This window comes from Duganella vulcania (assembly GCF_009857655.1).
GTDB lineage: Bacteria > Pseudomonadota > Gammaproteobacteria > Burkholderiales > Burkholderiaceae_D > Rugamonas > Rugamonas vulcania.
Genome location: NZ_WWCX01000001.1, coordinates 154385 through 179008, shown reverse-complemented (window position 1 = coordinate 179008; position 24624 = coordinate 154385). Strand labels below are relative to the sequence as shown.

39 protein-coding genes are annotated in these 24624 nt (G+C 59.2%); 14 read left to right on the top strand and 25 right to left on the bottom strand.

Annotated elements, in window-relative coordinates:
• Positions 1 to 42 precede the first annotated feature (42 nt).
• From GTP90_RS00855 to GTP90_RS36760, 20 genes are all read right to left on the bottom strand, one after another.
• A complete protein-coding gene (locus GTP90_RS00855; protein WP_161081674.1) occupies positions 43 to 255 on the bottom strand; it encodes a hypothetical protein in 213 nt (70 codons plus the stop codon).
• An 82-nt stretch (positions 256 to 337) separates the two neighbouring features.
• Positions 338 to 547 (bottom strand): hypothetical protein, encoded by a 210-nt coding sequence (locus GTP90_RS00850; protein ID WP_161081673.1) that lies wholly within the window; start codon positions 545 to 547, stop codon positions 338 to 340.
• 90 nt (positions 548 to 637) lie between these two features.
• On the bottom strand, positions 638 to 838 hold the full coding sequence (locus GTP90_RS00845; protein WP_161081672.1) for a hypothetical protein: 201 nt from the start codon (positions 836 to 838) through the stop codon (positions 638 to 640).
• 527 nt (positions 839 to 1365) lie between these two features.
• The gene (locus GTP90_RS00840; RefSeq protein ID WP_161081671.1) at positions 1366 to 1842 is read right to left on the bottom strand and encodes a hypothetical protein; all 477 of its coding nucleotides are present in this window, start codon (positions 1840 to 1842) and stop codon (positions 1366 to 1368) included.
• Positions 1843 to 1856: 14 nt separating this feature from the next.
• Entirely contained in the window at positions 1857 to 2036 is a 180-nt protein-coding gene (locus tag GTP90_RS00835; protein WP_161081670.1) for a hypothetical protein, read from the bottom strand.
• A 315-nt stretch (positions 2037 to 2351) separates the two neighbouring features.
• Positions 2352 to 2717, bottom strand: a complete 366-nt coding sequence (locus GTP90_RS00830; RefSeq protein WP_161081669.1) for a hypothetical protein — start codon at positions 2715 to 2717, stop codon at positions 2352 to 2354.
• A gap of 10 nt (positions 2718 to 2727) precedes the next feature.
• Entirely contained in the window at positions 2728 to 3003 is a 276-nt protein-coding gene (locus tag GTP90_RS00825; RefSeq protein ID WP_161081668.1) for a hypothetical protein, read from the bottom strand.
• Between the two features lie 81 nt (positions 3004 to 3084).
• Positions 3085 to 3390, bottom strand: a complete 306-nt coding sequence (locus GTP90_RS00820; protein WP_161081667.1) for a hypothetical protein — start codon at positions 3388 to 3390, stop codon at positions 3085 to 3087.
• Between the two features lie 40 nt (positions 3391 to 3430).
• Complete coding sequence (locus GTP90_RS00815) at positions 3431 to 3772, bottom strand: hypothetical protein (RefSeq protein ID WP_161081666.1); 342 nt, start codon at positions 3770 to 3772, stop codon at positions 3431 to 3433.
• A 14-nt stretch (positions 3773 to 3786) separates the two neighbouring features.
• Positions 3787 to 4041 (bottom strand): hypothetical protein, encoded by a 255-nt coding sequence (locus GTP90_RS00810; protein WP_161081665.1) that lies wholly within the window; start codon positions 4039 to 4041, stop codon positions 3787 to 3789.
• A 27-nt stretch (positions 4042 to 4068) separates the two neighbouring features.
• Positions 4069 to 4524 carry a hypothetical protein gene (locus GTP90_RS00805; protein ID WP_161081664.1) on the bottom strand — a complete coding sequence of 152 codons (456 nt, stop codon included), beginning with the start codon at positions 4522 to 4524 and terminating at the stop codon, positions 4069 to 4071.
• Positions 4525 to 4537: 13 nt separating this feature from the next.
• Positions 4538 to 4774, bottom strand: a complete 237-nt coding sequence (locus GTP90_RS00800; protein WP_161081663.1) for a hypothetical protein — start codon at positions 4772 to 4774, stop codon at positions 4538 to 4540.
• Positions 4775 to 4782: 8 nt separating this feature from the next.
• Positions 4783 to 5040, bottom strand: coding sequence for a hypothetical protein (locus GTP90_RS00795; protein ID WP_161081662.1), 258 nt, complete (start codon positions 5038 to 5040; stop codon positions 4783 to 4785).
• Between the two features lie 13 nt (positions 5041 to 5053).
• A complete protein-coding gene (locus tag GTP90_RS00790) occupies positions 5054 to 5647 on the bottom strand; it encodes a hypothetical protein (protein ID WP_161081661.1) in 594 nt (197 codons plus the stop codon).
• Positions 5648 to 5660: 13 nt separating this feature from the next.
• The gene (locus GTP90_RS00785; protein ID WP_161081660.1) at positions 5661 to 5876 is read right to left on the bottom strand and encodes a hypothetical protein; all 216 of its coding nucleotides are present in this window, start codon (positions 5874 to 5876) and stop codon (positions 5661 to 5663) included.
• 11 nt (positions 5877 to 5887) lie between these two features.
• Positions 5888 to 6067 carry a hypothetical protein gene (locus tag GTP90_RS00780; protein ID WP_161081659.1) on the bottom strand — a complete coding sequence of 60 codons (180 nt, stop codon included), beginning with the start codon at positions 6065 to 6067 and terminating at the stop codon, positions 5888 to 5890.
• 9 nt (positions 6068 to 6076) lie between these two features.
• Positions 6077 to 6313, bottom strand: coding sequence for a hypothetical protein (locus GTP90_RS00775; protein ID WP_161081658.1), 237 nt, complete (start codon positions 6311 to 6313; stop codon positions 6077 to 6079).
• Positions 6314 to 6369: 56 nt separating this feature from the next.
• Complete coding sequence (locus GTP90_RS00770; RefSeq protein WP_217431920.1) at positions 6370 to 6651, bottom strand: hypothetical protein; 282 nt, start codon at positions 6649 to 6651, stop codon at positions 6370 to 6372.
• A 125-nt stretch (positions 6652 to 6776) separates the two neighbouring features.
• Positions 6777 to 6962, bottom strand: a complete 186-nt coding sequence (locus GTP90_RS36765; protein ID WP_254451682.1) for a hypothetical protein — start codon at positions 6960 to 6962, stop codon at positions 6777 to 6779.
• 36 nt (positions 6963 to 6998) lie between these two features.
• Entirely contained in the window at positions 6999 to 7355 is a 357-nt protein-coding gene (locus GTP90_RS36760; protein WP_254451681.1) for a site-specific integrase, read from the bottom strand.
• Between the two features lie 511 nt (positions 7356 to 7866).
• Here GTP90_RS36760 and GTP90_RS00760 point away from each other — a divergent pair.
• Both GTP90_RS00760 and GTP90_RS00755 read left to right on the top strand, forming a co-directional pair.
• The gene (locus GTP90_RS00760; protein WP_254451680.1) at positions 7867 to 8130 is read left to right on the top strand and encodes a hypothetical protein; all 264 of its coding nucleotides are present in this window, start codon (positions 7867 to 7869) and stop codon (positions 8128 to 8130) included.
• A gap of 334 nt (positions 8131 to 8464) precedes the next feature.
• Complete coding sequence (locus GTP90_RS00755) at positions 8465 to 9211, top strand: P-loop NTPase family protein (RefSeq protein ID WP_161081656.1); 747 nt, start codon at positions 8465 to 8467, stop codon at positions 9209 to 9211.
• Positions 9212 to 9389: 178 nt separating this feature from the next.
• Here the strand turns inward: GTP90_RS00755 and GTP90_RS00750 are convergent, their stop codons facing one another.
• Together GTP90_RS00750 and GTP90_RS00745 are read right to left on the bottom strand one after the other, a co-directional pair.
• Positions 9390 to 9590 (bottom strand): hypothetical protein, encoded by a 201-nt coding sequence (locus GTP90_RS00750; RefSeq protein ID WP_161081655.1) that lies wholly within the window; start codon positions 9588 to 9590, stop codon positions 9390 to 9392.
• 227 nt (positions 9591 to 9817) lie between these two features.
• Positions 9818 to 10267 carry a helix-turn-helix domain-containing protein gene (locus tag GTP90_RS00745; protein ID WP_161081654.1) on the bottom strand — a complete coding sequence of 150 codons (450 nt, stop codon included), beginning with the start codon at positions 10265 to 10267 and terminating at the stop codon, positions 9818 to 9820.
• A 1256-nt stretch (positions 10268 to 11523) separates the two neighbouring features.
• Between GTP90_RS00745 and GTP90_RS00740 the strand changes: the two genes are divergently transcribed.
• The 7 genes from GTP90_RS00740 to GTP90_RS00710 all read left to right on the top strand — a co-directional run bounded on the left by GTP90_RS00740 (position 11524) and on the right by GTP90_RS00710 (position 19134).
• Positions 11524 to 11772, top strand: a complete 249-nt coding sequence (locus tag GTP90_RS00740) for a ParB/Srx family N-terminal domain-containing protein (RefSeq protein ID WP_161081653.1) — start codon at positions 11524 to 11526, stop codon at positions 11770 to 11772.
• 159 nt (positions 11773 to 11931) lie between these two features.
• A complete protein-coding gene (locus GTP90_RS00735; protein WP_161081652.1) occupies positions 11932 to 14634 on the top strand; it encodes a phospholipase D-like domain-containing protein in 2703 nt (900 codons plus the stop codon).
• On the top strand, positions 14631 to 16229 hold the full coding sequence (locus GTP90_RS00730) for a hypothetical protein (protein ID WP_161081651.1): 1599 nt from the start codon (positions 14631 to 14633) through the stop codon (positions 16227 to 16229). Before GTP90_RS00735 ends, GTP90_RS00730 begins: the two co-directional genes overlap by 4 nt.
• A 294-nt stretch (positions 16230 to 16523) precedes the next feature.
• The gene (locus tag GTP90_RS00725) at positions 16524 to 16742 is read left to right on the top strand and encodes a hypothetical protein (protein WP_161081650.1); all 219 of its coding nucleotides are present in this window, start codon (positions 16524 to 16526) and stop codon (positions 16740 to 16742) included.
• Positions 16743 to 16834: 92 nt separating this feature from the next.
• Positions 16835 to 17323: a hypothetical protein gene (locus GTP90_RS00720; RefSeq protein ID WP_161081649.1), complete on the top strand. Its 489-nt coding sequence runs from the start codon at positions 16835 to 16837 to the stop codon at positions 17321 to 17323.
• 208 nt (positions 17324 to 17531) lie between these two features.
• Complete coding sequence (locus GTP90_RS00715) at positions 17532 to 17759, top strand: hypothetical protein (RefSeq protein ID WP_161081648.1); 228 nt, start codon at positions 17532 to 17534, stop codon at positions 17757 to 17759.
• Positions 17760 to 18012: 253 nt separating this feature from the next.
• Complete coding sequence (locus GTP90_RS00710; RefSeq protein ID WP_161081647.1) at positions 18013 to 19134, top strand: hypothetical protein; 1122 nt, start codon at positions 18013 to 18015, stop codon at positions 19132 to 19134.
• Between the two features lie 14 nt (positions 19135 to 19148).
• Here the strand turns inward: GTP90_RS00710 and GTP90_RS00705 are convergent, their stop codons facing one another.
• The gene (locus GTP90_RS00705; RefSeq protein ID WP_161081646.1) at positions 19149 to 19745 is read right to left on the bottom strand and encodes a class I SAM-dependent methyltransferase; all 597 of its coding nucleotides are present in this window, start codon (positions 19743 to 19745) and stop codon (positions 19149 to 19151) included.
• A gap of 400 nt (positions 19746 to 20145) precedes the next feature.
• On the opposite strand from GTP90_RS00705, the gene GTP90_RS00700 reads away from it, so the two are divergent.
• On the top strand, positions 20146 to 20532 hold the full coding sequence (locus GTP90_RS00700) for a hypothetical protein (protein WP_161081645.1): 387 nt from the start codon (positions 20146 to 20148) through the stop codon (positions 20530 to 20532).
• A 38-nt stretch (positions 20533 to 20570) separates the two neighbouring features.
• On the opposite strand, the gene GTP90_RS00695 is transcribed toward GTP90_RS00700, so the two are convergent.
• The gene (locus GTP90_RS00695) at positions 20571 to 21107 is read right to left on the bottom strand and encodes a hypothetical protein (RefSeq protein ID WP_217431919.1); all 537 of its coding nucleotides are present in this window, start codon (positions 21105 to 21107) and stop codon (positions 20571 to 20573) included.
• 70 nt (positions 21108 to 21177) lie between these two features.
• A complete protein-coding gene (locus GTP90_RS00690; RefSeq protein WP_161081644.1) occupies positions 21178 to 21501 on the bottom strand; it encodes a hypothetical protein in 324 nt (107 codons plus the stop codon).
• 327 nt (positions 21502 to 21828) lie between these two features.
• On the opposite strand from GTP90_RS00690, the gene GTP90_RS00685 reads away from it, so the two are divergent.
• The 4 genes from GTP90_RS00685 to GTP90_RS00670 are packed head-to-tail and all read left to right on the top strand — an operon-like array spanning position 21829 to position 24607.
• Positions 21829 to 22260 carry a hypothetical protein gene (locus GTP90_RS00685; RefSeq protein ID WP_161081643.1) on the top strand — a complete coding sequence of 144 codons (432 nt, stop codon included), beginning with the start codon at positions 21829 to 21831 and terminating at the stop codon, positions 22258 to 22260.
• A 29-nt stretch (positions 22261 to 22289) separates the two neighbouring features.
• A complete protein-coding gene (locus GTP90_RS00680) occupies positions 22290 to 22910 on the top strand; it encodes an ArsR family transcriptional regulator (RefSeq protein ID WP_161081642.1) in 621 nt (206 codons plus the stop codon).
• Positions 22911 to 22952: 42 nt separating this feature from the next.
• Positions 22953 to 23921: a hypothetical protein gene (locus tag GTP90_RS00675; protein ID WP_161081641.1), complete on the top strand. Its 969-nt coding sequence runs from the start codon at positions 22953 to 22955 to the stop codon at positions 23919 to 23921.
• Complete coding sequence (locus GTP90_RS00670) at positions 23921 to 24607, top strand: hypothetical protein (RefSeq protein WP_161081640.1); 687 nt, start codon at positions 23921 to 23923, stop codon at positions 24605 to 24607. Before GTP90_RS00675 ends, GTP90_RS00670 begins: the two co-directional genes overlap by 1 nt.
• Positions 24608 to 24624 lie beyond the last annotated feature (17 nt).

Below are 24624 nucleotides of genomic sequence, written 5' to 3'. Positions count from 1 at the left end.
ACCAACGCCGCCCTCTCCATGTCGGCCCTCAAATTTAGCCTGTCAGGGCAGAGATTTTTCGATCACTTCACACTGGCATCCGTTGGTGGCGTCATCCATTCGCTTCTTTTCCACTAGCCACCATCGCCTGTACTGTTTTTCTTCCTCTCGCCACTGATCAAACAATCTCTCTAAAACGGGGATGGCAAGAACAAAGAGCGCAACAAAGATTGATATGCCGCCGACAAGTGGTGCGAGACTTTCTAGAGCTTTCATGAGGTCTCCTGTTACGGGTTTAGTTGTGATGGCAGCTGTTCAGTAGCGGGCGCCACCAGGGGGGGGGATTTCCTTGCCAGCTTCACTCAAGCACGACCGCCGGGAACGAGCCGTCGATGTCGTTTTCAGCATCAAAGAACCGGCCACCATGGCGCGGGCCGAAATGCTGCTTTGCGTCCAGTGATTTAAGGTCTGCGGCGTCTACCAGCTCTGACTCATGGAAGGCATGCACCAACACTTTCGTATCGCGGGGAAGTTCCTCTAATAGCGCGATCAGATCGCCAACAGTCATAATGGGTTCTCCACAGCCAGCACCGCGCTGACCTTCTCAATGCACCAGGCCGCGTCTTGCGCGGCCGTGGGTGCTGCTGTGAGCGATTTCCTAATCAGATATTTTAGAGCGGATCACGTTCATGACGTGCTGGTAGTGAACAGCTTGCGACGATGCGAGCTTCATTCCGCTATTCCAAAGTTCATCGACAAACGACTCTGTGTCCGACTGCTTGCGACGGTCTTCCGCCCGCGATATCCACTGGCCATACACTTGATCGCGCAGGCGGTCAGCACTCATTTTGTTTGACATGATTTTTAGTCCTCATTTTAGGAACGATCGAAGTAAGAGATACACCGCTATGCTGCCGACTGCATATATCGCGCAACGAGCCGTCGTAGTATTAGTCCTTACTGCGTGGAAGCCGCTGGAGACGAACCCGATTACCAGAACCACAAGGACGGCGCTCGTCGCGTGAGGGATTGATCCGGCACTCATGTCGTTGGCCATAAAGATGCCAGCGGCCATTCCCAAGGAAGTCACAAGTGGACTAAGCCAGCGGTGGTTTCGGTTCCAAAACTGCGTAATGGAATCTGTGCTCATTTCTAATCTTCCGATCACGCGGCCACCGCCGCTTTAGGTTCAAAACACACCTTGAAGCGATTTAGGTAGCTGTTTCGCATCAAGTTCTTCAGCAACTTGACGTGAGCGCCGCCGTCGTCCCGCTTGTTGCAGCAGTAGCCGCTAGTGCCGTGATGGCCATCTGCGCTGTCATCGTCAGCCTATTCAAGGTGCTTGCAGGTGCGGCAGTTCTTCGTCATGGCGATTTTCCGTCCTATTCACTTCGTTATTGGTTGACCCAGCGAAAGCCGGCGCGAGATCGAAAACAACACGTTGCGTTCCGCATCTTGGTCTGTCTCGTGCTGCCACTCGGCCCAACCAGCAACGTTTCCTTTCGGGCCAGGCCAGGTGTTCCCGCGCGGCCTGGCGACCTCGGTAACGCGCTTCCCGTCGACGTAGAGCAGCCCCCACCGCGCCGGTAACTCGTCAGCGCCGATCAGTCCCGCCGGGCAGATGTAGAAACGGTACAGTCCAATCCCGCCCACCGCGCGATGCGGCTTCTTCCGGTCGGCCAGGAAGTCGGCCCGGCTCACCTTGGATTCGATGGCCGCGGAACACTGCGAGCGGAAGCCAATCACGTCTGCGCGCTCGCGGCATCCTAGCGCGGTTAGATCGGTCGCCACAACAGTGAACCCGTTGCGCTTTAACCAGGCAGCGCCAAGGGTGGACAGCTCGTCATGCAGTTCGCTCGGCATGGATGTTCCTTGGATCACTCAACTAGGGCAGAGGGCTTCAATTTCAGCAGATACCAACGGGAGGACCACGCCTGTTGCGCACCAAGCAGAGACCCAACAGCGCCGAGGTACTCGCCTTTAATGAGGCATAGGATCGCGATGACGGACAAGAGAATCATCATTGCGACAGGAATTTTTGACTCAGTAATTTTCATATATTGTCCTTATCAAATCATGGTGCGGTCTTGCTCAGTAGTGCCAGCCCGATGTGTTCAAGGTCAACTGCAGCTTGGCCACCGAAGATATACGTCGGGCCACTTTGCGCCAAGTTTCGAACTGAAGCGGATCACGCCTCATATAATTTGCCTTGTCCTTATCGGAGAAGGGCAGCCATTACAGTGTCCAAGAAACGCTCACCAACTGCCTGGCCGACTCGCCACGCGAGAAACGCCAGTACAGCGCACACGAGAAAGAGCAATGCCCTCTGCCCACCTGTCAGTTTCCTGTCTAAAAGTTTGCCCACGATTTTCCTACGCGGCAGAAAGCCACGAATTTGGGGAAGCATAAGCAGGTGAAAGCGAGTTCCCAATGTCAGATTCGAGTATGTCGTCGCTTCCCCGCACTTCAACCACTCGTCCGCGCGCGAAGCGAGCTGCAAAATCAGCTTGAACGCCGACGCCAATGAAATATGCCCAGCCTGAAAGTTCAGGGTTCCATCGCCGCATGCCGGAATCAGTTCGTACAAAAAGACCATCCTTTTCGATAGTTCCACCGATGCAGGAACCATAGTTTGGGTCATCCGGCAAGTCGGTCGTTTGAAAATATTGCGCGTCATGCCCTCGTCCCGGTGGCAGCGGAAATTCGATTGCGATGCTAACGCTAGAGTAGTCACTCATGATTTTCCTATCAGGGCTGGGTGAACTTTCCGACGATCTTCACGTTGCAGTTTCCCAGCACCATTTCTGCGTCGCTCGCGCAGACATCTTTCAACTGGGTGAGGTCCGACATAGCGAACAGCATGCGACAGGACTCGCCGCAGCTGGTGCATTTGTACGTCAAATACATGCCATGCCGGACAGGCGCGGTTGACGGGCTGCCGCATCTTGGACAATCCGGCATTGCCGCACCACTAGCAATCTTCATCGCATCGCCGTGAGAGAGCGCATGTTCTACTTTGTTCATTTGCAATCCGCCACTTGGCGGCCTTTCAAAGTCCCCGACTGCCGATCGGTGCGGTGCGCCAGGTGGCGCGGGATTTGCCTCTCAGGCCGGCAGCGGCCTTTCACCTAGCTTCTCAAGGTGTGCCAGACGGGCCGCTTCCTCGTAGTCTGCATAGGTTTTAAGTGGCAGCACAGGCGATTCGTCGTTTGCCAAGTCCAGCACATAGCCGCCGAACGTCGTGATCTGGTGACGGCCGAAACCCTTGGATTCGGCAACACCGATTTCGCACAGGCGAGCCATGCGTTCTTTCGGCACATTGTGTTCACCCGACCCGCGGTCTTCGCAGCACTCCGCGAACCGCTTCAGGGCGGCCAGATCATCGGGCAGAAGAAAGTTTGTGATTTGCATTGCTATTGTACTTATAAACGATTTATACCGTTTTCACCGATCAGTTCCAGCGATTCATGCCGTGTTCGGCGGCGATCTTGATCGCGTCCTTCACTTCCGGCCTAACTGGCGCAGCCGACAACAACCAGACCTGATCGACTACATCAGCAAAAAGAGGATTGGCCGTAAGTTCTTCCGCCAGCTTAGCGCGATCTTGATCCCCGATGTGCAGAGGGATTACCCCGTGCATTCGCAGGCGCTTTACAGCCTCCCCGATTTCCATTGGGCGGTGGGCTGCCCGATCTTGACGTTCGTTCTCGATCTGGCGTTCAAGCAGCTTAATCCGGGCCTGGAGGGTGTTAATCAAGCCCTCTGGGTCTTCGATATTTACAATTGCGCTCATGCTGATATTTTCCTTTAGGATTGCATGTTTTGGTCAAACAAACGATCAGCAAAACGTCGTGCCAGCTTGAATGCCTCCAGCGGTTCACCCTGGACGATCAACGTTGCTGAAGCCTGAGCAAAAAGTGCATCAAAAACCCGGCGCACGGATTCTGGATCTGGGTGCGTCGCGATAAGGGCATCGACCGCGCAAGCGATAACGCTGCTGTGAATCGTCGCTATGTCAGCATTCGAGAATTTTTCCAACAACTGCTTGTCCGTAACATCCATACCGTTTGCCTTCCCATCCATAATGACTCAAGACCACTTGCGGGAAGCAAAGAACAGTTCAAGCAGCAGCCAAAGGAAACTCAGCGGCATCGCGATTTGGAAGGCAAGCGCAGCTTCGGCAGAAAGACTCGGCCCACCGACCATCACTGCAAACAAGCGCATCAAACTTCCGACGAAAATGAGCAGTGCAACGGCAATGCGAACTCGTGCCCACTTGCTTGACTTCTCCGGCCCCTCCCAAGTGCCGGCCTTTCTTGCGTGAGCATCCTCCAGCCGGTCTATCCGGATTATGGCGGCGAAGGCGCTGACCAGGAACACGACACCAGGGACGGCGGTTACCGCCAACGGTGCATTTCCTGGGCCTCCCACGAGGAATACGCCCAACAGAGAGAAGGAGGCGGCTCTCAGCAGCAGTGACACTACCGGGTCCTTGGCTTTCTCCGATCGTGCCGTTGGAGTGTCGCTGCTTTTTGTTGGTTGCATGGTAATTTCCTTCTCAACTCTGGCTATTCTTGGCACGAGTCCAACCATGCCAGAATCCGATGATATTGAAGCAGATGATCCCACTAGCCGTGCCATCAAAGACTCCCTTCCAGGCATACATGAAATCCACGTGGGGGCGGATCATGAGGTATATCGCAGGAAATGAAAGCAGCAATACTAGAGTCCCGTAGATGGCGGCATACAGAAGACCATAGAAAACCGGCTTGCTTACGTAGATACGCATGTCCATGATTTGCCCTATCGATCGTTCTTCATCAGCTGTTCACCAGCATGGCGCTTCGGCCATGCGTCGCAGATGATCCGCTGCGCCATCGCGAAGGCGCAGTCGCGGTGCATTAAGACGGAGTTCAGCAGATCAGTCGCAGGATAGGCGTCATATGCAATCACTGGCCCGTCCGCCGCCGTCTCGATTGCTTTGCCGCAGCAAAAGCACTGCGTTTGCAGCTCAAAGAGAGATTGCTCCCTGGCCGTTACAACAGAAATATAAAAACTCACAGTATTCTTCGTCCTACTTTGTGTTGTCTGCCGGAACGTCCGCAGCCACACAGAACTTCCTGGAGTCTGTGACCAAGAACGAATACTGTCTACCCGCAACATCGGTAGTGATTACTTGAAAAAACCTCTGTCCATTAGAATTATGAGGCGGACTGAGAACCTCCGTGTGGCCTGCCCAACGCTGCATAATCCTGTCAAACTCTTCGTCCACAGTGCCCTGCAATCGTGAACACTTATCCTTACCGCCCGAGCCTAGCAGCCATGCATTACCTTGTTTTGATTCCGGCTGTGGTAAGGTCTTCACGTCAAACACCGAAGCGCTCACCTCAACTAAGGAACCATCAGACCACTTAATGATCGCATTTCCGCGTTTATTGATGACGTAGCATCCCTCAACGACCTGCCCACCTAAGCGTCTGACAGCGTGGCGCAGCTGACCCGTCTTGTCCGCTAGACACGCGGTAGAGAGAAGCAGAAGACCATCTTCTCCTGCCCGATAACCGGACTGGGCCACGATCTCGGCGGCAGCCATGACAGGCGAGTTTGAAAGCGCCAGCAAAAGCAGGACAACAAAAGATCGGATAACACCCCTTAGAGGATTTCTCATGCGTTTTCCTTTCCTACGCGGCCGGCGTCGCGACCACTTTGTTGGACGCTTTGTCGTGCGCCGCCTGCACCTGAATCGCCACCATGAAGTGATCCTGGAACGCCTTGCGGGCATCCTCCAACCGATCAGCGGCTGTACGCGCGTCCAGAAGCGTAGCGCTACGCAAGGCCACGGCGGTGTCGTTAAACGCGGTGTACGCGGTCACTAAATCGGGGCTGATAATGTTCATGGCGGTTTCCCTTATTTCGGTAGCAGTTGCGAGTGGGCGTAGGTTTGGAACAGCGCCTCGTGATTTTTGCGGGCCACTTCCACGGCATCAGCGGCTGCGCTCAATTTCGCCGGCTGCGCGACCAACATCGTGCTTATAGCGCGGTTCAGCGCTTCCCAGCTTTGGGCGAGTTCGACAAACTTCTGATCCATTCGGTTTCCTTATCGAATGACGACGATCTCGACGCCACGGGTTGCTACGGTCTTGCACAGGTCGTAGCCCTTATCCATGTCGGCTTTAGCCACCGCAACGCGGCCAGCACCTTCGATGCGCTGCATCACACCACCCCGACCGTTGTTATCCAGGGCAGGAATCGCTACCGCGATATCGCCCGGCACGCCGGATTCTTTCAGCTGCTGGAGCTTGGCAATAAGCTGGTCAAGAGTGAGGTGTCGCATTCAAAAATCCTTCGCTGTCCTAAGTGTCGGAGCCGCGCTATTACGCTGCCTATGCTTCACATGCTAGGTGCGTTAAACGCACCTGTCAAGCACATTTTAGCGCCAGTTTTCTTGATGATCGGCCCCCACTCTTCAATCGAATACTGCGTGCCAGATTTCACGACGATGACTCCTGCTTGCTCCCTGGCTTGCTCGATCAGGTTCGTGACCGTTTTCTTGTCGATGCCAGTCCGCTCTGCCAGTTTGACTAGGGTAGCTGGGGCGAGCGCATCAATCGCCGCGAGGACTGCCAGCATTCGGCGCAAGTCCCCTTTTGGGTACTGCGGTGTTTTGGTCATAAATCATCTCAAAAGGTGCGTTTATCGCACCATCTTAGCACGTCCACAAATGCCTGCCGTAGCTTTTTCTTGTTCACGTCCATGTACCTGTCGCAATGGTCCAGTTCCGCATGGCCCAACATAAGCTAGATAGTTTCCACTTCAACGTTTTGAGCCAATAAGCGGCTGACCATAGTGCGCCGACCAGTATGACTACTGCCGCCCTTGATCCCGGCATTCTTGTACAGGTCCGTCACGTGCGCCTGGAGTGAATCGCAGTCCAGGTAATCGACCTGCTCCCCGGCCACGTTAATGCGGCGCTTGGTGTTCATGAAGTTCTTGAATCCTTTGGAATTGAGAATCAACTTTCACTCCGGCAGCTGGCCGCGATACTTCGTCGGATCGTAACTCATGCGCCAGCGCTTGGCGATCCGCAAGGCCAGCCAGTCTTCTAGCGCCTCGACCAAGTGACGATTGGTGGCGTACACGGTGCGCTGCCTCGCGCCCTTCGTAACCACGGCCCGAAGGCTGGCTTCTTCTCTGAGCGCACCGGACGGAAACATGAAGTCTGCGACTTCAACTTGGGCGATTTCGCTGACCCGCATGCCCATATGGATACCCATCAGCAGCACCAGGACATCGCGTTCTGGGCAGCGGCGGGTGGCTCGGGTGGTGGGGAGTAGATGCCGGTACTGACCGGGCTTTAGGACGGTGGCTTGTGCCATTTGAACCCCTCTGAATGGTTGAAAACGTGCTTTATTCAGAGTGAGACGCCGTGGGCGTCTTTTTCTGGTGTACCACCGCTTGCTTCCTGCCAACCTCGGAAAAGCCAGTTGCAGCTATTGCAGAAACTGTCGTATTTATTTCTAAACGTCACAGGTGAGACTGGAATGATCCTCTCCCGACGCTGGAGCTGCGGCACCTGCCCGGGCGTAGCGGTGCCTCGTCTCCGGCTCTTTATGGGCGTCTCTAGTGGTGTCGGGAAACGGTGATATCTGGCCACGCCTAATAGACGCCCAGCGACGTGGTGGTGCTACCGGTCTGGAATCCCTTGAGGCGTCGCCAGGGGCAGTCAGGTACGACGAGGGAGCTGTTGGCGGGACGGGAGCGGGCTTGTATGCGCCAGGATGGCCCGATAGCATCTGGTTGGACCATCGAGGTTGTGGCGCTGTTCGGGCATTGTTGGCCGGCGGCTGGCGGCACGGGCGTGCCTAATGGAGGGGATAGATCATGTGCATGGAAGTCGATAAGTTTGCAGGTGAGTCGTACGGACAAATTGCGCTCAAGAAGATCGCGCCAACGGATCCCAATTTCCGGCTGTTCTACGCCGGTTGGCTGGGGAGCGGAACAGAGCGCGAGGTGATGGCGGTGCGGGGCCAGGTTTATCGCCGGGCGCTTAGCGGCCCCAATCGCGGTCGGCTGCGTCTTCCGGTAAGCGGCACCGTGCGCTCGGTTCATGTGACCGCGGCTGAGATGCGCGACTGGGAAGCTACGCAATAATGGCAATCCGCTGGCATACCATGCCAGCGGACGATACGGCGGGCGTGTCTTGTGCGGCCTTCGCAGAAGCTGCGTCGGAGACAGCCCTGGCAGTGGTAGAGCGGGAATGGGCCCTGGTGGCCGTCGAAATTGACGTGCGCCGCCGTTGACGGGAGCGCTTGGCGCTTACGATTTTCGTATGATATTGTCCAGGCACGGCTGCGTCGGCGCCGGCTGCCTACCAAGGCTCACCCGAAGGGACGACGGTAATTCACCCAAACACCATTCGAATTCCCATTCTTTGCGGAGTTCTGGCAGGTAGGCACCAGGTACATTCGCGAGAAAGGGTATTCTGATGGATCGTATTGCTACTACCCCTGATGACATCTCCAAGCTGAAAAAAGCGGCCAAACTGCGCGTTCGCAGCACTCCCAACTTGAACCACGCGCAGGCGCTGGAGGACGTGGCGAAGGAGGCCGGCTATCAGCATTGGAAACATGTGACGCAATGTGTGTCTCCTGCCGTCGTTGAGTCGCCTCTCGCCAGTCTCACGTGCCGCGCGTTGATAACCGAGCAAAGTCGATTACGACGCCAGGAGATGATTGTGATCGTTGGCCGCGCAGGGTCTGGAAAGACCGTCCGTGCATATGACTACGCGCTCAACGCATTGCGTGAAGGCTTGGCGGTCCACGTCCTGGATATTGGTCGCTCATATCAGAAATTGGTCGAAGCAGTTGGTGGCACGTTGCTATCAGTAGGTGCCGATGGCAGCGTCAATACCCAAGTGTTAGGTGACACCGATTTGCTGGTCGTTGATATGGACAATGTCGCGCGCGGCAATCCCAACCCTTTACCATCGGAGAACGAGCTCACCGCACCGTTCCTGGCCTGTGCCCCGGGCCTGCTCATCGTCGACGAGATTCATCATATTGATCGGAGTTTCGCCGGCTCGGATGGTGTGCGCCGATTGGTCTCGGCCTATATCGAAGGTGGTGGTTCAGTGCTGCTGTTGGCCCAGGAGCTACCGGAAGTAGAGCCCTCCATTCCCGAGAAGGTACCTAAGGGTGTCCACCGGGCTATGGTGCGTTTGTCTACGCTCTGAAAGCGATAAGGCACGGTGCCTATTCCGACCTGGGGGGCACTTGGGGCATGGCGTCATCGGCCTCGCTGCGGATCCTGACACGATGTCCCGGCTCGGTGCCAGCTGACCGCGGGCGTGAGCTAACGCTCGCGATCAGCAGTTGCTTGATTGCCGCATGTGGCCACCCATATGGCAGTCATCACGCGTAATTGGTCGCAGCTTGCTTCATGCGTCGCAGGAGATCCTGAACCACGTCGCGCGGGCGCTCGACGCCGGCCATTGCAAACTCGTGGTCCCGAAACTCCAGACCGCGCTCCAGCGCATCGATGGCCGGATCCCATTGCGCGTATGCGAGATAAACGTTTGCTTCGGCAACCGGCGAAATGCTCTTGTCGATCATTGAACGCGTCTTGAGTAGACCCATGATTCCGTGGCGGTATTCCACGTAATCGTTCGCAGTCGCTTCCGTTGGGACGGTCGCAGCCAGGCGCTCCATCTCTGGCAGAAATTGGGTGCATAGGACTTCTATGGCCTTGGCGGATAAGCGTGGTCGTTTTCGGAAAAGGCGAAGCAGTGGCATGGTCGTCTTTCTTGGATCAGCGGTTGCAGTTGCGCGCCAGCCGCGCGTTAGCCCTGCGTTTGCTTCATAGCTTCCAGCCGGGCGGCTGCCTCTCGCTTGCCAATGCCGCGCAGGTCGAAGTAGGCCTGTTGTGATCTCTCACGTGGGAAGGCTTTTCCATCTTCCCACTTGCGTACTGATTGGTCCGAGGCGTTCAGTAGTAACCCCATGTCCGCGTAGGAAAGGGCGAGCCGTTCGCGTAGCGTGGTGAGTCCCTTGGCGGTGAAACGCTGCCGCGACGCGTCTTGCGGGGCGGTCCCTGGCACGGCCTCCAGGTTTTTGGTTAGCTTATTCAGGTTTCGGACCTGCGCCTTAAGTGTGTCAATTTCATCGCGCAACGCCGCTACCTGGGACTTTAATTGGGCGGCCGACTTCTTCAGTGGTTCGATCTGGAGTCGCACTTCTTTGCGTGCGAGCCGGATAGTTTCGGCCTTAAATGCTTTTGCAATGTCGGTCATGATTTCCTTCATCGGGTGCGAGGTTTTCCTGTACCAGCCAGGCGCAGACAATTATGCCACCTTGTGGCTGGGGTGGGCATCCTGGACGCACTGGACGCAGGTAGCCGAAGCGGGCTCGCTTCGGGTGACTGGGCCCGTGGCCACAATTTGAACGGCTGGCGCCACTACGTAGAATCATACCGAACGCTGTGGGTATGCATCTTGGCACGCATGCTCGTCTTGCATGTTGGGGGCATGGATGTTTGCGGTCGTGATGGATTCGACCGTGAAACGTCCGAATCGGCGGTCTTATAAGGAAGTCGAGCGCTACAACTGCTGTTATGGTGCATACGATAAGCAGATGGCCGTCACGCGGGGCAGAGTGGTCGTTTTCAGTTGACTTTGAGGGGGGGCGTGGTCATGTTCGATTGTAAGCCAGCACCTGGCAACCTTACGTTGCCGCGTTGTGACTGCCTCAATAACTGCGGCGATGATCCTCGCGTAAGAAAGGGCACCGTTCGCGCGTGCGAGACGCTTGTCAAAATTCAGAGTGCCCAAGCGCAGCAGGATCGCCGCGCCGCGGCCGAGCGCAACGCCGTGCAGACGCTACACAAGATTGCCTTGCTCGATCCAAGCCAGGTATGTACCGCCGATGTTGTCAAGCTTGCGCGCGAGGCTTGCGCAGATCTGGCGCCGGCAGCTTAAAGGGAAGTGGCGGTCAGAGATCCCGGGATTTGCACTGCGCTTGCGGTGGACTTTAGTGCAGGACCTCAGACAGGCGACCCGGTGGTTGTGACAGGCCGAGGAGGAGCGATGGACCAGTAGCAGACACCGAAGGCGCCGGACAAGTTGCAGACAAGATAACCCATTTGCTGTTGTCGCGCGATTGGCCACTTTGCGGTGAGCAGACGGTGTTTGCCGACTTCCCGGACAAACTGCGCGAGGCCGCGCTTGCGTGAGGTTTCGCCGTCGTGGCTCAAACGTCCGCCAAGGCCGTGTTAGGCGAGTAGTAGGCCCGGGCTGGGATTTTGATTTAGCGTCGCATCGTCGTCAGAATAGCCTCGATTCGTTAGTTTGCGGTGGGCGTCGCCAATCTTGCTTCGGTCGGGCTGAGCTGGTCCAACGCAGGCGTTGGTGACATTCCGGTTCATGCGATGGGGTGCCCGAGACCTTCTATAATGCTGCTCTGCGTTGCGGTTTTGGCTCCAGGTCGATTGGCGCGCGCGGGGTTAGCCTGCGGGGCCAGGCAAGGTGCCCGACGGCGCATTGGAGAAATGATGACAACAGATATTTTAGTTAATCGGATGCCCGATGGCAGCTACAACGTCGTTAGCGGGCATCGGCGTTTGCAAGCGTTGTTGCAGACGGTCGACCAGGTCGAAGTCTGGGACTGCGAGAAAAAGGTCAAAATTATCGTGCACAGCGTTGATGGCCGCATGGTTGCGCTGTCAGAAGACGCGATGGATCAACTCAAGCGACAAACGAACACGGTTATTGAGCGCGCCCGCATCGGCGCGATCGGGTAGCGTGATGTTGGTATGACAGACATCACGCCTACCTCGGCACGTGACGAGTTTGCACGGGCTCAAATTGTTGGTTGAATGCGCGGGTGGGGAATGTGATATTTCGCTAGTTTCCGGTAGGAAAAATGGCGCTATACTCGGTTCTTTGCCTGCTCGCTGTACATGGCCGATCATTCCCCCAGCATTTTCGAAGTCATTGGCAGCGGCCGTTGGCGCCGCGCCACCTTCACCACGTTCACACTTTCGCTGACCTATTTCGAGTGCTATATCCTGCCGCGTCTGCGCGCGCAAGGATGCAGCCATATCGACATATTTGTTGACAAGTTGGGGTATGCAGATTGCTTGGTCGAGCAGCGTTCACGCTACGCCGGGCGAGAGTATACCGTCCATCCGGTAGCGGTTAAGGGTGGGATCTTTCACCCCAAAGTCATCCATCTGTGGCCTGATTCCGGCGACGGGGATGTCCTCATGGTCGGCAGCGGTAATCTGACATACGCTGGCCACGGTGGAAGCGTTGAGGTTTTTGAGCAGCTTCGTCCCCAGATGCACGCCGCCGCGTTCAGCCAGGCCGGCGTCTTCTTCCACGACCTCGCCCATGGTACCAGCCGCGTCGATGTCATCGGTGACGCGCGTGCGCTCGACGCCGTCGCGAAACGCCTGACGGGGCTGGGCCAGCGGTTTGAAAATGTCCAGGATGTGCGCTTTCTGCATTGCCTGCATGAGTCGGGTCTCGAGCAGCTCGTTAGCCTTCTCGCTGGCGCCAAGTACGAGCAACTTCTCGTCGCCTCCCCATACCACCACCCCGAGGGCGGTCCTATCAAAGCGCTGGCTGATGCCACCTCGCCGGCGCGCCTGTTGATTTGCCAGGACCGACATGGCCAGACGTCGCCTTTTCCGTTCCATTTGGCCGCGGCCTGGCCATACGACACCCGGGCTGTCTACCTGCACGAGGATGGACGGCGCTTTGTGCATGCCAAGTGGTTTGAGTGGCGTACAGGCGCCGAGGTGATCACCTTTACGGGAAGTTTCAACGCTACCCAGGAGTCCTTGGCTTCGGTCAGAAACGTCGAATGCGGCGTCTATCGTCGCGCCGCCGCGCCCGATGTGGCCTGGGTTGAGGATGAACCTTTGCCCTTTGTGCAGCAGACCTTCCCACGTATGGGCGCGACGGGCGAGCTGCTCGTAACAGGATCACTGACTGGGCGCAAACTCGAAGGCACGGTATTTGGTGGAGACAAAGCCGTCTCTGGTGTTTGGCACCTGCAGCTCTATAGCGATCACGTGGCGCCAACCCAGTCGCAAACGGTCGTGGTGCAGGAGGATGGCACCTTTGCGGCCAGTCTGGCTGCCGGCATCAACACCGAGGTCGACGCCGGACTGCAGGTGCGTATGGAGCAGGGCGAGCGTACCGCGCGCGGGTGGATCGCGCTGCCGCAGATCCTTAAGATGGGCGCTCAGCACCGAACGCTGCTCTCGGCGTTGGCCGACGTTCGTAGCGGCGCCGAGTCCGCCGCGGGCTTCAGTGCGGTGCTCACCATTCTCATGGAGGAGGTGAGCGCGTTCACGAACAATATGGCGCACAGCGGTGGTGCTGGCGCTGGCGGCCGGGACAGCAGCCAGCCTAAACGGGACACGGAGGCACAGGGGGATCATGGTGGCGTTGCTGAGCCGGTGGCGTCCGCCCGTGACCTGGTGACAGATCGACCGCAGGGGCAGCGCATGAGTGACAGCGATCGGCTGCTTGCGGCGCTGGCCGGCGGCGTGTCAGGCCTGCCGTTGGCCGATCAGATTGCCCAGGTGTTGCTGGGTCACGCCGGCTTTGCTGGCTCGGGTCAGGCAAGTGGGTCTGATTCGCCCGCGCGACGTGGTGGTGCGCGCGCGCCCGAGCAGCCTATCATACGCAATTCGGTGGACGGTGAGGACGAGACCGACGACACCGACGACACCGATGATGGGCAAGAGTTGTTGAGGGGCTTGCTGTCCCGCTTTTCGGATGTCGTTGCCGGGTGCCGTACCAGCCTTCTCACGATGATTGGCCGGGCGAAGCGCTCCGATGGCCAAGAGCAGTTGCGCGCGTCGCTCTTCCAACTTGAGCGGACCTGGTTGCAGGTAATGCTGCGCGCCCATACTGGCCCGTTGCAGCAGAGCGCGACTGCCGTTGCGCTGATCGGTGAGTGGGTGCACAGGGTTGTCGACCTCGACTTTGGCTGTCCGGTTCCGGCGGACGTGCAATTTGAAGTCGCCGGTTGCGCAGCTGTCTTGGCGTATCACAATACTGCGGGCCCCGAGGCGTTGATGCAATGCGTGGCGCAATCCCGCGCGCCGGCGAAAACCATGCGTGCCGTCCAGTATCTGGAATCCGTGGCGTGCCACGCGCCGAACCTGTCTTGCGCAGGGATCGCCAGTCATCAGCCGAACGTGGAAGACGTGTTGCGCGATGCTGGCGACTGGTTGAGCTCGCAGGTTGGCTTTGAATTGGTCGACCAGGTCCCGGATCAGGCGCTGGTGGCTCTGCGGCGGGCATTGGAAGCCCCAACACCGGCCCGGCTGGTCGAGCGGTATTTGACGGATGCCGGCGCGCGAGCCGTGCCTGGGCATTGGGCCCAGTGCAATGAGCGAATGATGAAACGCCTGGGCGCGGCCGTTGGGCCACGTGGCGGCACGTCCTCGTATGGCGTGGTTGACGTTCGAAGCATGGAAGCGTGTCCGGTGTGCCAAGGAGACTTGCGTATTCCAGTGGGCGGGCGCGATGAGCGCCAGCCCGATCCGTCCATACTCGCCGAACTGAAGGTGTGCTGCGTGTCCGAGTGTCTCCATTGCCATGTGACCTTGATCAATAAGACTGCCGATGGAGGCGCGCCATGAGCGATTCGACCCAAGCACCATTCCTGTTACCGGCGCATGCGGAAGCGTCGCGCGGAGTGGACTTCCTCGGCCTTCGGGCGATCAATTTGCAGATGATGGATGAGCTGCTACCCGGCATGAACAACGTCGCCGACCGGGTCCGTCCGTTCTCCCTGCTTGCCTGGACGATCTGGGTCTACGAGGAGCATTATCGAGGCAGCGTCGCCGGGATGAAGGCGAGCGAGTACGCGCAGTTTCGTGAGAAGGTCGAGGTCCTGTTCATCTTTAGCCAGCGGGTGAAGGGTTTAGCGGTGAGCGGGATCGCCGGCGCCGATCAGCGCATGGAACATCGGCTGACGACCAGTTTGCGCTTTGAGGATATGGGGCGCAGCCAGTCCACGACGATCATCTCCGCACTCAACTACGGTCCCGGACTCAAGGGCGATAACGGCTACGCCATTGCATACCCTAGTGACAACGTCAGCGGTGTCTTCTTCGTCACCAAGGCCGGCGAGACCATGGCCAAGGCGCTCGATGCGCAGCTGCGCGCGGAGCTTGCGGACCAACATTACACGTTCTTGCGCAAGATAGATAAGGTCAAGCTTGCTACTTCAGACGTGGAGGCGTTTGCACAGGCGTGGCGACTCGATGCGCTTCGTCCTGATGAGACCTCAGCGTTTTGGCATCGGATGTATCCAGCAGCGTCCACGCGCATCCAGGAGCAGTCGCGCGTGGCTACGATCGATCTGATCTCGGCTGTACTGGAGCGTGAGTCGGCACCGATGTCAGTTAGCGACATCCGCTTTGCCATGACCAGCGCGCCGTTGCACGCATTGCCGGCCGCGGTGGACCAGACGCGCTGGCGTTGGCGGGCACTCCAACTGCGCCAGGCTCAACGCCTGTGCATGGAGGTGCTCTTTGGTGCGCTCGAACGCTACATCTGGCAGCATGGAGCTCACTCCAGTCACGCCTTTGCCGTGGCGATGTCGGCGGCGATCGCCCGGGCGCAGCCCTCTTGGCAGTCAGAGTCGCTATTGGCTGCCCGGTCGGCCCATTACAGAGCCAAAGCGGGCAACGCTGACGCGCTGTTCGCGTGCGCCATGCACGACCCGCAATGTGATGTCGTGGGGCGCGCGCAGACACTTGCCGGGGCGGTCCGTGCGCTGACATTGGCCGATGACACCATTTGTGAGGCGCTCGATTTGCTGGTGCTGGTGGCGGTGCACGTGGAGCACATGATGGCCACGCCGGGCTTGTCGAAGTACGTCGTGCACCCGGCGCCAAGTCGTCTTCCACTGGCGTGGTGGGCGGCCTATTTCCGCGAGCGTTGCGCGTGGCCTGCACGCGACTTCCTCGAGTCGTTGATCGAGAACTGCCTCGTTTCGCAGCACCTGGGAGTCGCCGCCTCGCGCACGCGCGCCGACAGCACACGGATGCGATTGAGCATAGACGATGTCGGTATTGGCTCGCTCCTCCTTGGCGAAGACCAGTGCTGGCGTCCTAGGCTTACCCGCGACAGGCTTGAGACGTGTTTGAGCTTGATGTTCGAATGCGGGAAGATTGCGCGTGCGATCGGGGAAGAAGGGGAGTACCAGTACAGACAGCTGGGAGTGTAGGTGGCGGGGTTGCCGTGCCTAGTCCCGCGCGCTTCCAGGCACAGCTGGCGCTGGCCATCTTTGACGCGGTAGTGTGGCGGCCGCCAACGCCAACGCCAACGCCAACGCCAACGCCAACGCCGGCGATCGGAGCGCCCCGCCATCAGCGGCGGCGTGTGCAAAACTGCCTTGTGCCATTTTGACTGTGGCCTGGCCTCATCGCATAATTTCAAGCGGAGCCATGTTGCGTTCGGGCTCACGTACACTGTCGCCGCGCGTCTGGCTTGCGGGCGCCACCATCAAAGGACGATACCGATGACCTTTTTCAACACCCTGCGTGAGGCTGTTGCGCGCTTCATGGCGCCCAAAGACGAGTTTGGGTTGACGCCAGCGGAGGCGTCCAACATTGTCAGCTGGGCTGCGGAGTCCGAGCGCGGACATGACATGGCGCAGCGCGTCGCTGTCATTGGACATGGGCTCTCGATCGACCAGTTTGATCAGCTGCTAAAACTGCACGGCGTGGAGCTTCGCTAATGGTGTCGGCAGTGGGCGAAACCGTTCGTACGCAAGGGCCGGCGCTTGCTCCTGCGCTTGCGCGGACGATAGCATTCCTGCGGGAGATCGGCATGCAGGTCGATGTTCAGCCGGGCGCTGCCGGGTTCACGGGCCATGTGTACATCCGCGACGGTGGGCTCGACGTCGATCCCGCGTGTGCGCCAGCCGAGCTGCTGCACGAAGCCGCTCACCTGGCCGTTATCGGGGCGCGCTACCGCCCTTGGTTTAGCGGTGATATCCGGTCCGGTATGGCGCGTATGTTCGACGACATCACGCGGTTGAGGTTGCCACCCGATCACCCGATCGAACGTGCGGCGCTGCAGTCGGGCGAGCTCGAAGCGACCGCCTGGAGCTGGGCCGCCGGCGTTGCCATTGGACTGCCTTCGAAGGAAATCATTCACGATGCCGACTTCAGTGGCGCCGGCGCCGCTACCCGCCTGGAACTGCAGCTGGGACAGCACCGCGGCATCAACGGCCTATACCATGCTGGCATGTGCGCGCGCGCCCGCCCTGGTGTGGCGAACCCGTATCCCGCGATGTTGCGCTGGTTGCAGGAATAGCCCGGCCATGTAGGCCAGGACGATCAGGGGGCGTATTGGAGCGCTCGCGTGCTGGCACTGACGTCGTCGCCTCACAATTTGAATTTCTTGGTTTGATCCGTAATCTGGGTAGCAACGCCGGACGATGCACTGCTTTCGGCGTTGTTTCAAATCCCGAGGGGTGGGGAACGTACACCACCCCTTCTTCTACCCTAGAGAAGGATCTGCCATGCACACTACCATTGAAACGCCAGCCCAGCGTGATGATCGCCTGGACCGTGAGGCGAGCTTGAACTTCCGCGCGCGCCGCTTCAGCCGCTACGCCAACCATCTCGAAAACTTCAAGGACAACGAAGTCCCGCTCGGCAAGCCCGCCGCCCCGCCAGGTTCTGTTGCCGCGCCGGCTCCGTCCACCGGCGATGCTGCCGGCTGCGCGGCGCAAGTCGCAGCTGTTTGATGTGCGTGCGAAGGGGGATGCGTCTCCCTTCGCAATTCCTCACCTCCAGTCCCGCCATCCCACCCACATCCGCAGTCGTCTCGGCTCGTAGGCCTGCTGTACTCCACGCTCCATTAGCCAGTCGCCCTTGACCCAACGCGCACCGGCGTTCGCCAAGAGTACGTGCGTTCGCACGTGCTCTGCGGGCGCTCCCGTCGAGTATTTGAATTATCCTGCCGCGTCGTGATAGAGGTAACGGTTATCGAGGAGCGTCATGATTGGCTGGCGCACCATTTTGACATTGGCGTTCATCTGTGCGGCAAGGGATACAACGAGTTGCTCAGTTGAGACCAGCGGTTCTGGCGAAGAACCGCATCAATTCAAAGAGGGAAACATGACAAACACCAGCGTCGCCTGCGCGAACCAGCCCGCTGCCCCGCATGACCGCTTGCCTTGGGATCTGCAGTTGCAGGTCGACCGGGTGTATCAGGAGGCGCATCCGTACGCGGAGCGGCACCTTGACCTGTCGCGCTTGCAAGCTTGGCTGGCGCGCGGCGACTTCGACATGGCTAGGACCGTCGCCGCCTTGATGAACGAGCGGCAGTTTATGCAGCGCTTGGTGGATGCGGAGGGACTGCCCTCAGACCTTCGCGTGGTGCTCGAGCAGATTGAAGCTGAGAAGTTCGGGTATCCCGACAGGTCAGGTGACCTCGCGCGGCTCTATGGCTGGCTATCGAAGGCGGACTTCAGTATCGCCCGCGTATCGGCGAAATTGATCGTAGAGCGCCAGACTGCGTTGCGCGTCATGGCGTATCGCGGCTTGCCATCCGACTTGGTTGCGGCGTTAGATGATATTGCCGCCAATGAGATCGCCTACCCGGACCGCCAGGCGGCCTTGAAGCGTCTGGAGGAATGGCTGAGCCGTGGTGACTTGATGATGGCGCGCAGCATTGCCAAGACGATCGGTGCGCGACAGCGAACGTTACGCCTGGTGGCCCGGCACGGCTTGCCTGCGGAGCTGCAGGAGTTGATGCAACAGGTCGAGGACGGGCAGTGGGAATACCCTGGGCGCTGCGATGACATGCAACGCCTGCGTGTGAACCTGGCTAACGGTGATCATTCATTTGCGCGAGCGATTGCATCCACTGTGATCGCGCAGCAGCAGGCGCTGCGCCGAATGGCTGACCATGGCCTGCCTGCCGACGTGCAGTCCATGTTGGAGCAGATCGAGGCGGAGAAAGTTCAATACCTCGATCGTGGCGATAACGAGGCAAGCTTGCGGCGATGGCTCGCGCGTGGCGACATGGACATGGTGCGCGCGTGCGCGAAAAATATGATCTCACGCCAGCGCAATATCCGTTCGACGATGGTGCCGCAGTACCCAGCCGTCGTATAGGTGTGCGTTAGATCTTAGAACGGGGCGGGTGCGAATTGGCGCATGTCGATTCGCTTGCCAGCGCCTTCGGGGTCGAGCTGGCAGACGGCCGCCACCTCGTAGCTGTTTCCCCGATACGATTGCAGGACCTTTTTTTGTGCGACCATGTCAAAGAACATGTCCGAGGCACAGCCGGCCAGCTGATTTTTGCTGCGGTCGGTCCATTCGCCGATGTAGACAATGGGCTTGTCCTGCCCCCAATGATATGCCGCCCGCAACACTTCGTTGGTCACCGATGGCCAGCATACCAGGAGGATATCGGCCTGAGCACCATACCGCTTGACGGCGTCGACGGCGCCGAGGTCTTCCACGTGGTGGTAAAAGCCTAGGCTATGGCGGTCCTCCGCATTGCTCAGGGCGGTGGTGGGACGCACGGATACGCCAAAGGTGGCGAGCCAAGCGGCCAGGTAGCCATGGCCCGCGAAGATTTCCAATACCCGTTTGCCAGCCAGCTGGGTTGCCAGCTCCTGAAGAAATGCATGGCTGGGGCTCCAGTAACAGCCCAGCACACGCTTGGGCGTGTCGGGCAGCGCGAGAAATGCGCTTTCGCGTTCAATGTACAGCTCTTGCATATCGTGAGTCGTCCTCGGTTGGAGTCATTGCGGCGATGATGACGTCGCACGCGCCGGCGTGCCTTCGTGGCGTGGGCGCCGTGCCGCGCGATCGCGCACTGGTCGTGGCAGCCGGGTTGGCGTCAGTAGCAAGCTGCAATGAGCGGCGCGATTGTTCGCCTCACGCAGCGCCGTAGACTTCACTTGGGATGTCCGCCCTGGCGCTCTTGTCGGCCGTCGCTTGAAGCTGCGCCACCCCAGCACCATAGCGTTTCGGCGGCATCAGGTCAAATTCCGGGCACTTCCGCGTTGGCTGCGAGCTTTGACGGGCCTCGCTTTACACGGGTACGCCCATGCTGTATACCGTACCGGAGGGCAACGTAGCGTTGCTGCTGGCCCAAACGTATGGGAGCGTGTTCCGATGGGGCATTTGTCAGATTTCGCCAATTTGGTGTTCGTATGGCTGTGTGTGGGAGCGGTCCAGGTGGTGAGCGCCTTCTGGTTTGCGCGCTTGCGCGGACGCGGCGGCTCCATGCGCCGTGCGCTGCTGACACTGTTGACCAGCGCCTTGTTCATTGCGTTTTCGCTTTCGATGCTGTGGTTCCCGCTGGTCGCCGCGCCGTGCTTACTGCTGAGTGGCTGGTTGACGTTCGCATCGATGGCATTGTCGATGTCGGCCGTTCAAACGGGGTTCGCCGAAAGTGGCTACGCAGCCCTGTCGCTCGATGTACCGCCGGCGCGACATGGTTCAAACGACCGGGAGCATGGCGAGGCAGCGACAAACGATTCCCAGGCAGCGTCGCACTAGCGGGCGCCGGAGCGCCAGCCCTACGTCGCTATTCCTGGTTATTCGACGTTTTCACCGGCTGCCATTTTTCGGCACAGCGCGAACAGCACCTGGCGCTCGGCTTGCGGGTCTGGTTGGTGCTGGAAGCGCATCACTGCGGGTATTTTGGTCCCCGGCCCCGGCCAGATATTGCCTGGAGGCCTGACCACCTCCTCGATCGAACGTTCGGTCGCATAGAGTAGACCCCAGCCAAAGGGCAGCTCGTGGGTCTGGATCACGCCAGGTGGGCAAATGAACAGGCGGTATAGCCCGATGGTGCCCGCTTGGGCGCGTGGACTTTGCATCTCACGCTCAAATTCTTCGCGGCCATCCACTGGCCGCAGCAAGACACTGCAGGAGGCGCGAAAACCAATCATGTCGGCCGGCTCGCTATAGCCCACGCCCTGCAGCTCCTTCGCCACAACGGTAAAGCCTTCGCGCCGCAGCCAACGAACACCTTGCAGGGCTTGCGCGTTGCCCGTCCCGAACTGAGCGGATTGTCGCGGTGGCGGGCGGCGATGCCCCCTGGTTGCGCGAGTCGTCGTATATCCGAGCATTTACAAATTCTCCTTCAATGTCAGCTGTGGTGGTGTTCTCTGCTGCCGCCGGTCGCCGCGGATGGACGGCCTAGTTGTTCGCCGCATGGTTGTCCGTATTGGTGTCGTCGGCCATGCAGATGACGTAATGGTGGTTAGCCGGATCTGTGCAAAATTGTTTGCGCACCTGCTTGTACTTCGCCGCAAATTCCTCGCTCTGCAACAGCTCGGCCAATTCACTCTCGGGAATCGGTTGGCCCCGGTCAGCCTCGATTTCCTCCAGGGCGGCGATCACCAGCGGCGACAGCGCTTGTAGCGCTGCGCGGGTAATGACCGGCGTCGAGGGCTGGCTATCTGCGGCGAGCGCCGCGCCGGCGGCGATGAGTAAGCTTGCCAGTACGATTTGCTTGAGCATGCCTTTTCCTTGGCTTCGATTATGGGTTGGGTGGTCGAGCCCCGCAGGAGATTCCGGTCTGCGCCACGTACCGCCATGGTCGCAAGAGAATGCATCGCTGTGTGTGGTTAGGAGTGCAGTTTTGGGCACCTTATGCTCATCCGAAACCACATCCTTATGGTGTAATCGGCCAACCTGTCCTCGGGCAGCCTCTGGCGCTCGTAATTGGTTTTCGGTGGCGCGGGTCGCTAGACTCGTCTCGAATTCGATGCAGGCTATGCGAGGCCAGTCTTCTTATAACGCGCGTGCGCAGCTCCATGCTATTGCTCTTTTCTGAGGGAGTCAGAGGTGAAAGATAAATTGCGTTTGGTATTGGCCAGCTTGAAGACCGTCAAGCCGCATTGGAGGGAACTGTTCGTTCTGATCTGGTTCTGCGGCATGTACGCCTTTGCGGTTCACCAGGCTCACGGGCTGGCTGGGGAATTGAGCGCATCCCACAACTCAATCCCTCTGATTGCGGTGGTGCTGTGCGGTGCGAGTTTCATGCTGCGCATCGGGTCACTGGTGATGATTCCTGTATTGGCGCTGACCGCCAGCGGCTCGACGCTGTGGCCCTCGATCGTCTGCACAGGTATGGCCGTTGGCGCTTGCACCTTGGTCATGACAGGGCAGGCTTACTACTTCGCTGCTATCGCAATGCTCTGCCTTGCGATGACGTGGAAGTCCGTGGCCGCCAATCGGGTCGCGATGCACAGCACCGGCGAGCAACCGGTTGCGTAAAACGTAGTCCAGACAACAGGAGAACTTCGTTGAATACTTCCCACCGTACCGCGCTCAACCAACTTATGGACGATGCAAGCACCGTTGCGGGCGCCTCCAACCGGGTCGACAGCTCCCAATACAGCTTTGCTGGCTTGAACCGCTTGAACGTCGGGTTGCGCCAGCCGACATCCGCGCGGCTCGAAAAGATGCAGTCGCTGGTCACCCAGATGCAAGGCCGCGAAATGTCGCTCTACGACATTCAGCGCTTTCTAAAGTTTTCCGACACTGGTGCGAAAAAGTACGTCACCAAGTTGCGCGAGGTCGGTATCGTGGAAGCCCTGCAAGGTGCCGATGGTACCGCCACCACGCCGGGCCGACAGCTGTTCAAGGTGACCGCGGATCCTGCGCGTCTTAAGGCCGGCTTTGCTTCCCTTGCCGAAAAAGTGAAGAAGGCCGCGTCCCGATCGAACACGGCCGTAAAGTCGCGGTTGGGGAAGGATGATGCGGGCAACGCGCGGCGCTTTCACATCCTGGCCGATGACGAAGATTTCGCTGTCAAGTTAAGCCGCCACCGCCCAGTGCGCGACCCTCTCGTTGCAGCGCTCTTCGGGCCCGCGACGCCAGCCGGCACCTCCGGCAAGGCCGCGCTCGCGTCGGCTGGTACCTGACGCGGCACCTGCACGGCGTTCCCTCGTTTTGACCTGCAACGGATGATTGACCACGCACAGATCGCTGGCATCTCGGTCGCCTGGCTTCAGCGGCCCATTGGCCGCCTTGGGCCGGGGTGCACGTTTGCCGTCAACGAAGCCGGGGCGAGTGAGCCAGGTGAACGTGGTGATGCGTTTGGGGTGCGGTCCGTCGCCGGTGATTGTTGTTCGGTCCTTGTCGAGGCCAAGGTCAGTCGGGGCGATTTTCTGCGCGATGCGTCCAAGGCGCATCGTGTGCAACCTTGCACTGGCATCGGCACATTCCGCTATTTCGCAGCGCCCGTCGGGCTCATCGGGCTTGACGAGTTGCCCGACAGGTGGGGCTTGATCGAGGTCGATCAGTTTGGCCATGTGCATGTGCGTGCCGGCCACGTGTTGGTCGCGCGTGGAGAGCAGGGCGTGTGGCGCCACGAGGTCAATCTCAGGCGCGAGTGGTTACTTCTGGCGGCCTTGCTTGCCCGTGTTGGGCGGGTCGACCAATTCCATGGTGAGATGAGGCGCGCCCGTCGCACGATCGCGCAGCTGTCGACGCGGTGCGAGGCCCTGGAGTCGCAAGTGCGAGGAGGTACCGATTTGCTGACGGGCGGCAGAAGTGCCGTCGCCATGCGAAAGGGGGAGTCGCGCGGCCAATGGGAACAGCGCGTGCTCCAGGCTGAACAAAGCCGTGCATCTGTGGAGGTGCCTTCTGAGCGGCATGCGTCGATGACGGTCGATACGCTGCGTGTGTGGCTCGTCGATGACTGTGACTACGTGGCGGCAAGAACGCTCGAGAGTGCATCCGAGTGGTACGACCTGGAAGTCGGGGCGCCGTTGGGTGGGCCCAGGAAGTTCAAGGAGATTTCGACGACCGCTTCCATACGCCTGGACCCAAGCCCCGATGGGGTGGACGCGACCATGGCTGACCGGATACGACTTCTTCATCGGGCCGGGGTGGCTTTCCCTGCGATTATCGCGGGAGACGGGCCTTACTGATGAGCACACTCGCACCACTCGAACTGACCCGACAGCACTTCACCAGGTTGCGCCATTACTGGCGTGGAGCCAAGGGCGGTGCCGGCAGCCGGACCGATCTCATCGATCTCGATCTGGCCGCGCGCGGGTATATCGAGCGCACGCATGATGATGGCGCCGTTGTCCGGTTCCGCATTTCCCAACTGGGCGAGGTGGTGCTGGCCGAAGAACATGAGCGCCAGGTCGAGCGATGCCGGCCACACCATGAACTGGCTGGGCGTCTGGCATTCGCACTACGTTCGCAAAGTCGCGTCACCTGGGAAAACATCCAGATCTTGGCCGATGCTGATGCCGATGGTGCGCGCTACTGCATGCGACCTGACCTGTTTTCCGTGGTGGCCACGTGCGACATGGGACGGCTGGCCCCGCAAGTTCACGAGGTAAAAGTGAGCCGGGCCGACTTCCTCGCCGATGTGCGTGACGCATCCAAGCGCAAGTGCTACTTCATGGTGGCCGAGAGGGTCTACTACGTCGCCGAGGCCGGGATGATCCTGCCAGCCGAGGTGCCGGAGGAGTGCGGTTTGATTGTCGAGACCACGGGCGGCCAGTTTGAGATGCAAAAGCAGCCCAAGAAGCGCAAAGTGACCTTGTCGCCCGCCATTCTCATGAACCTGCTCCTGAAAAGCGGGCAGTTCAATCCGCTGTGATGCCGGCGCCCAACGTG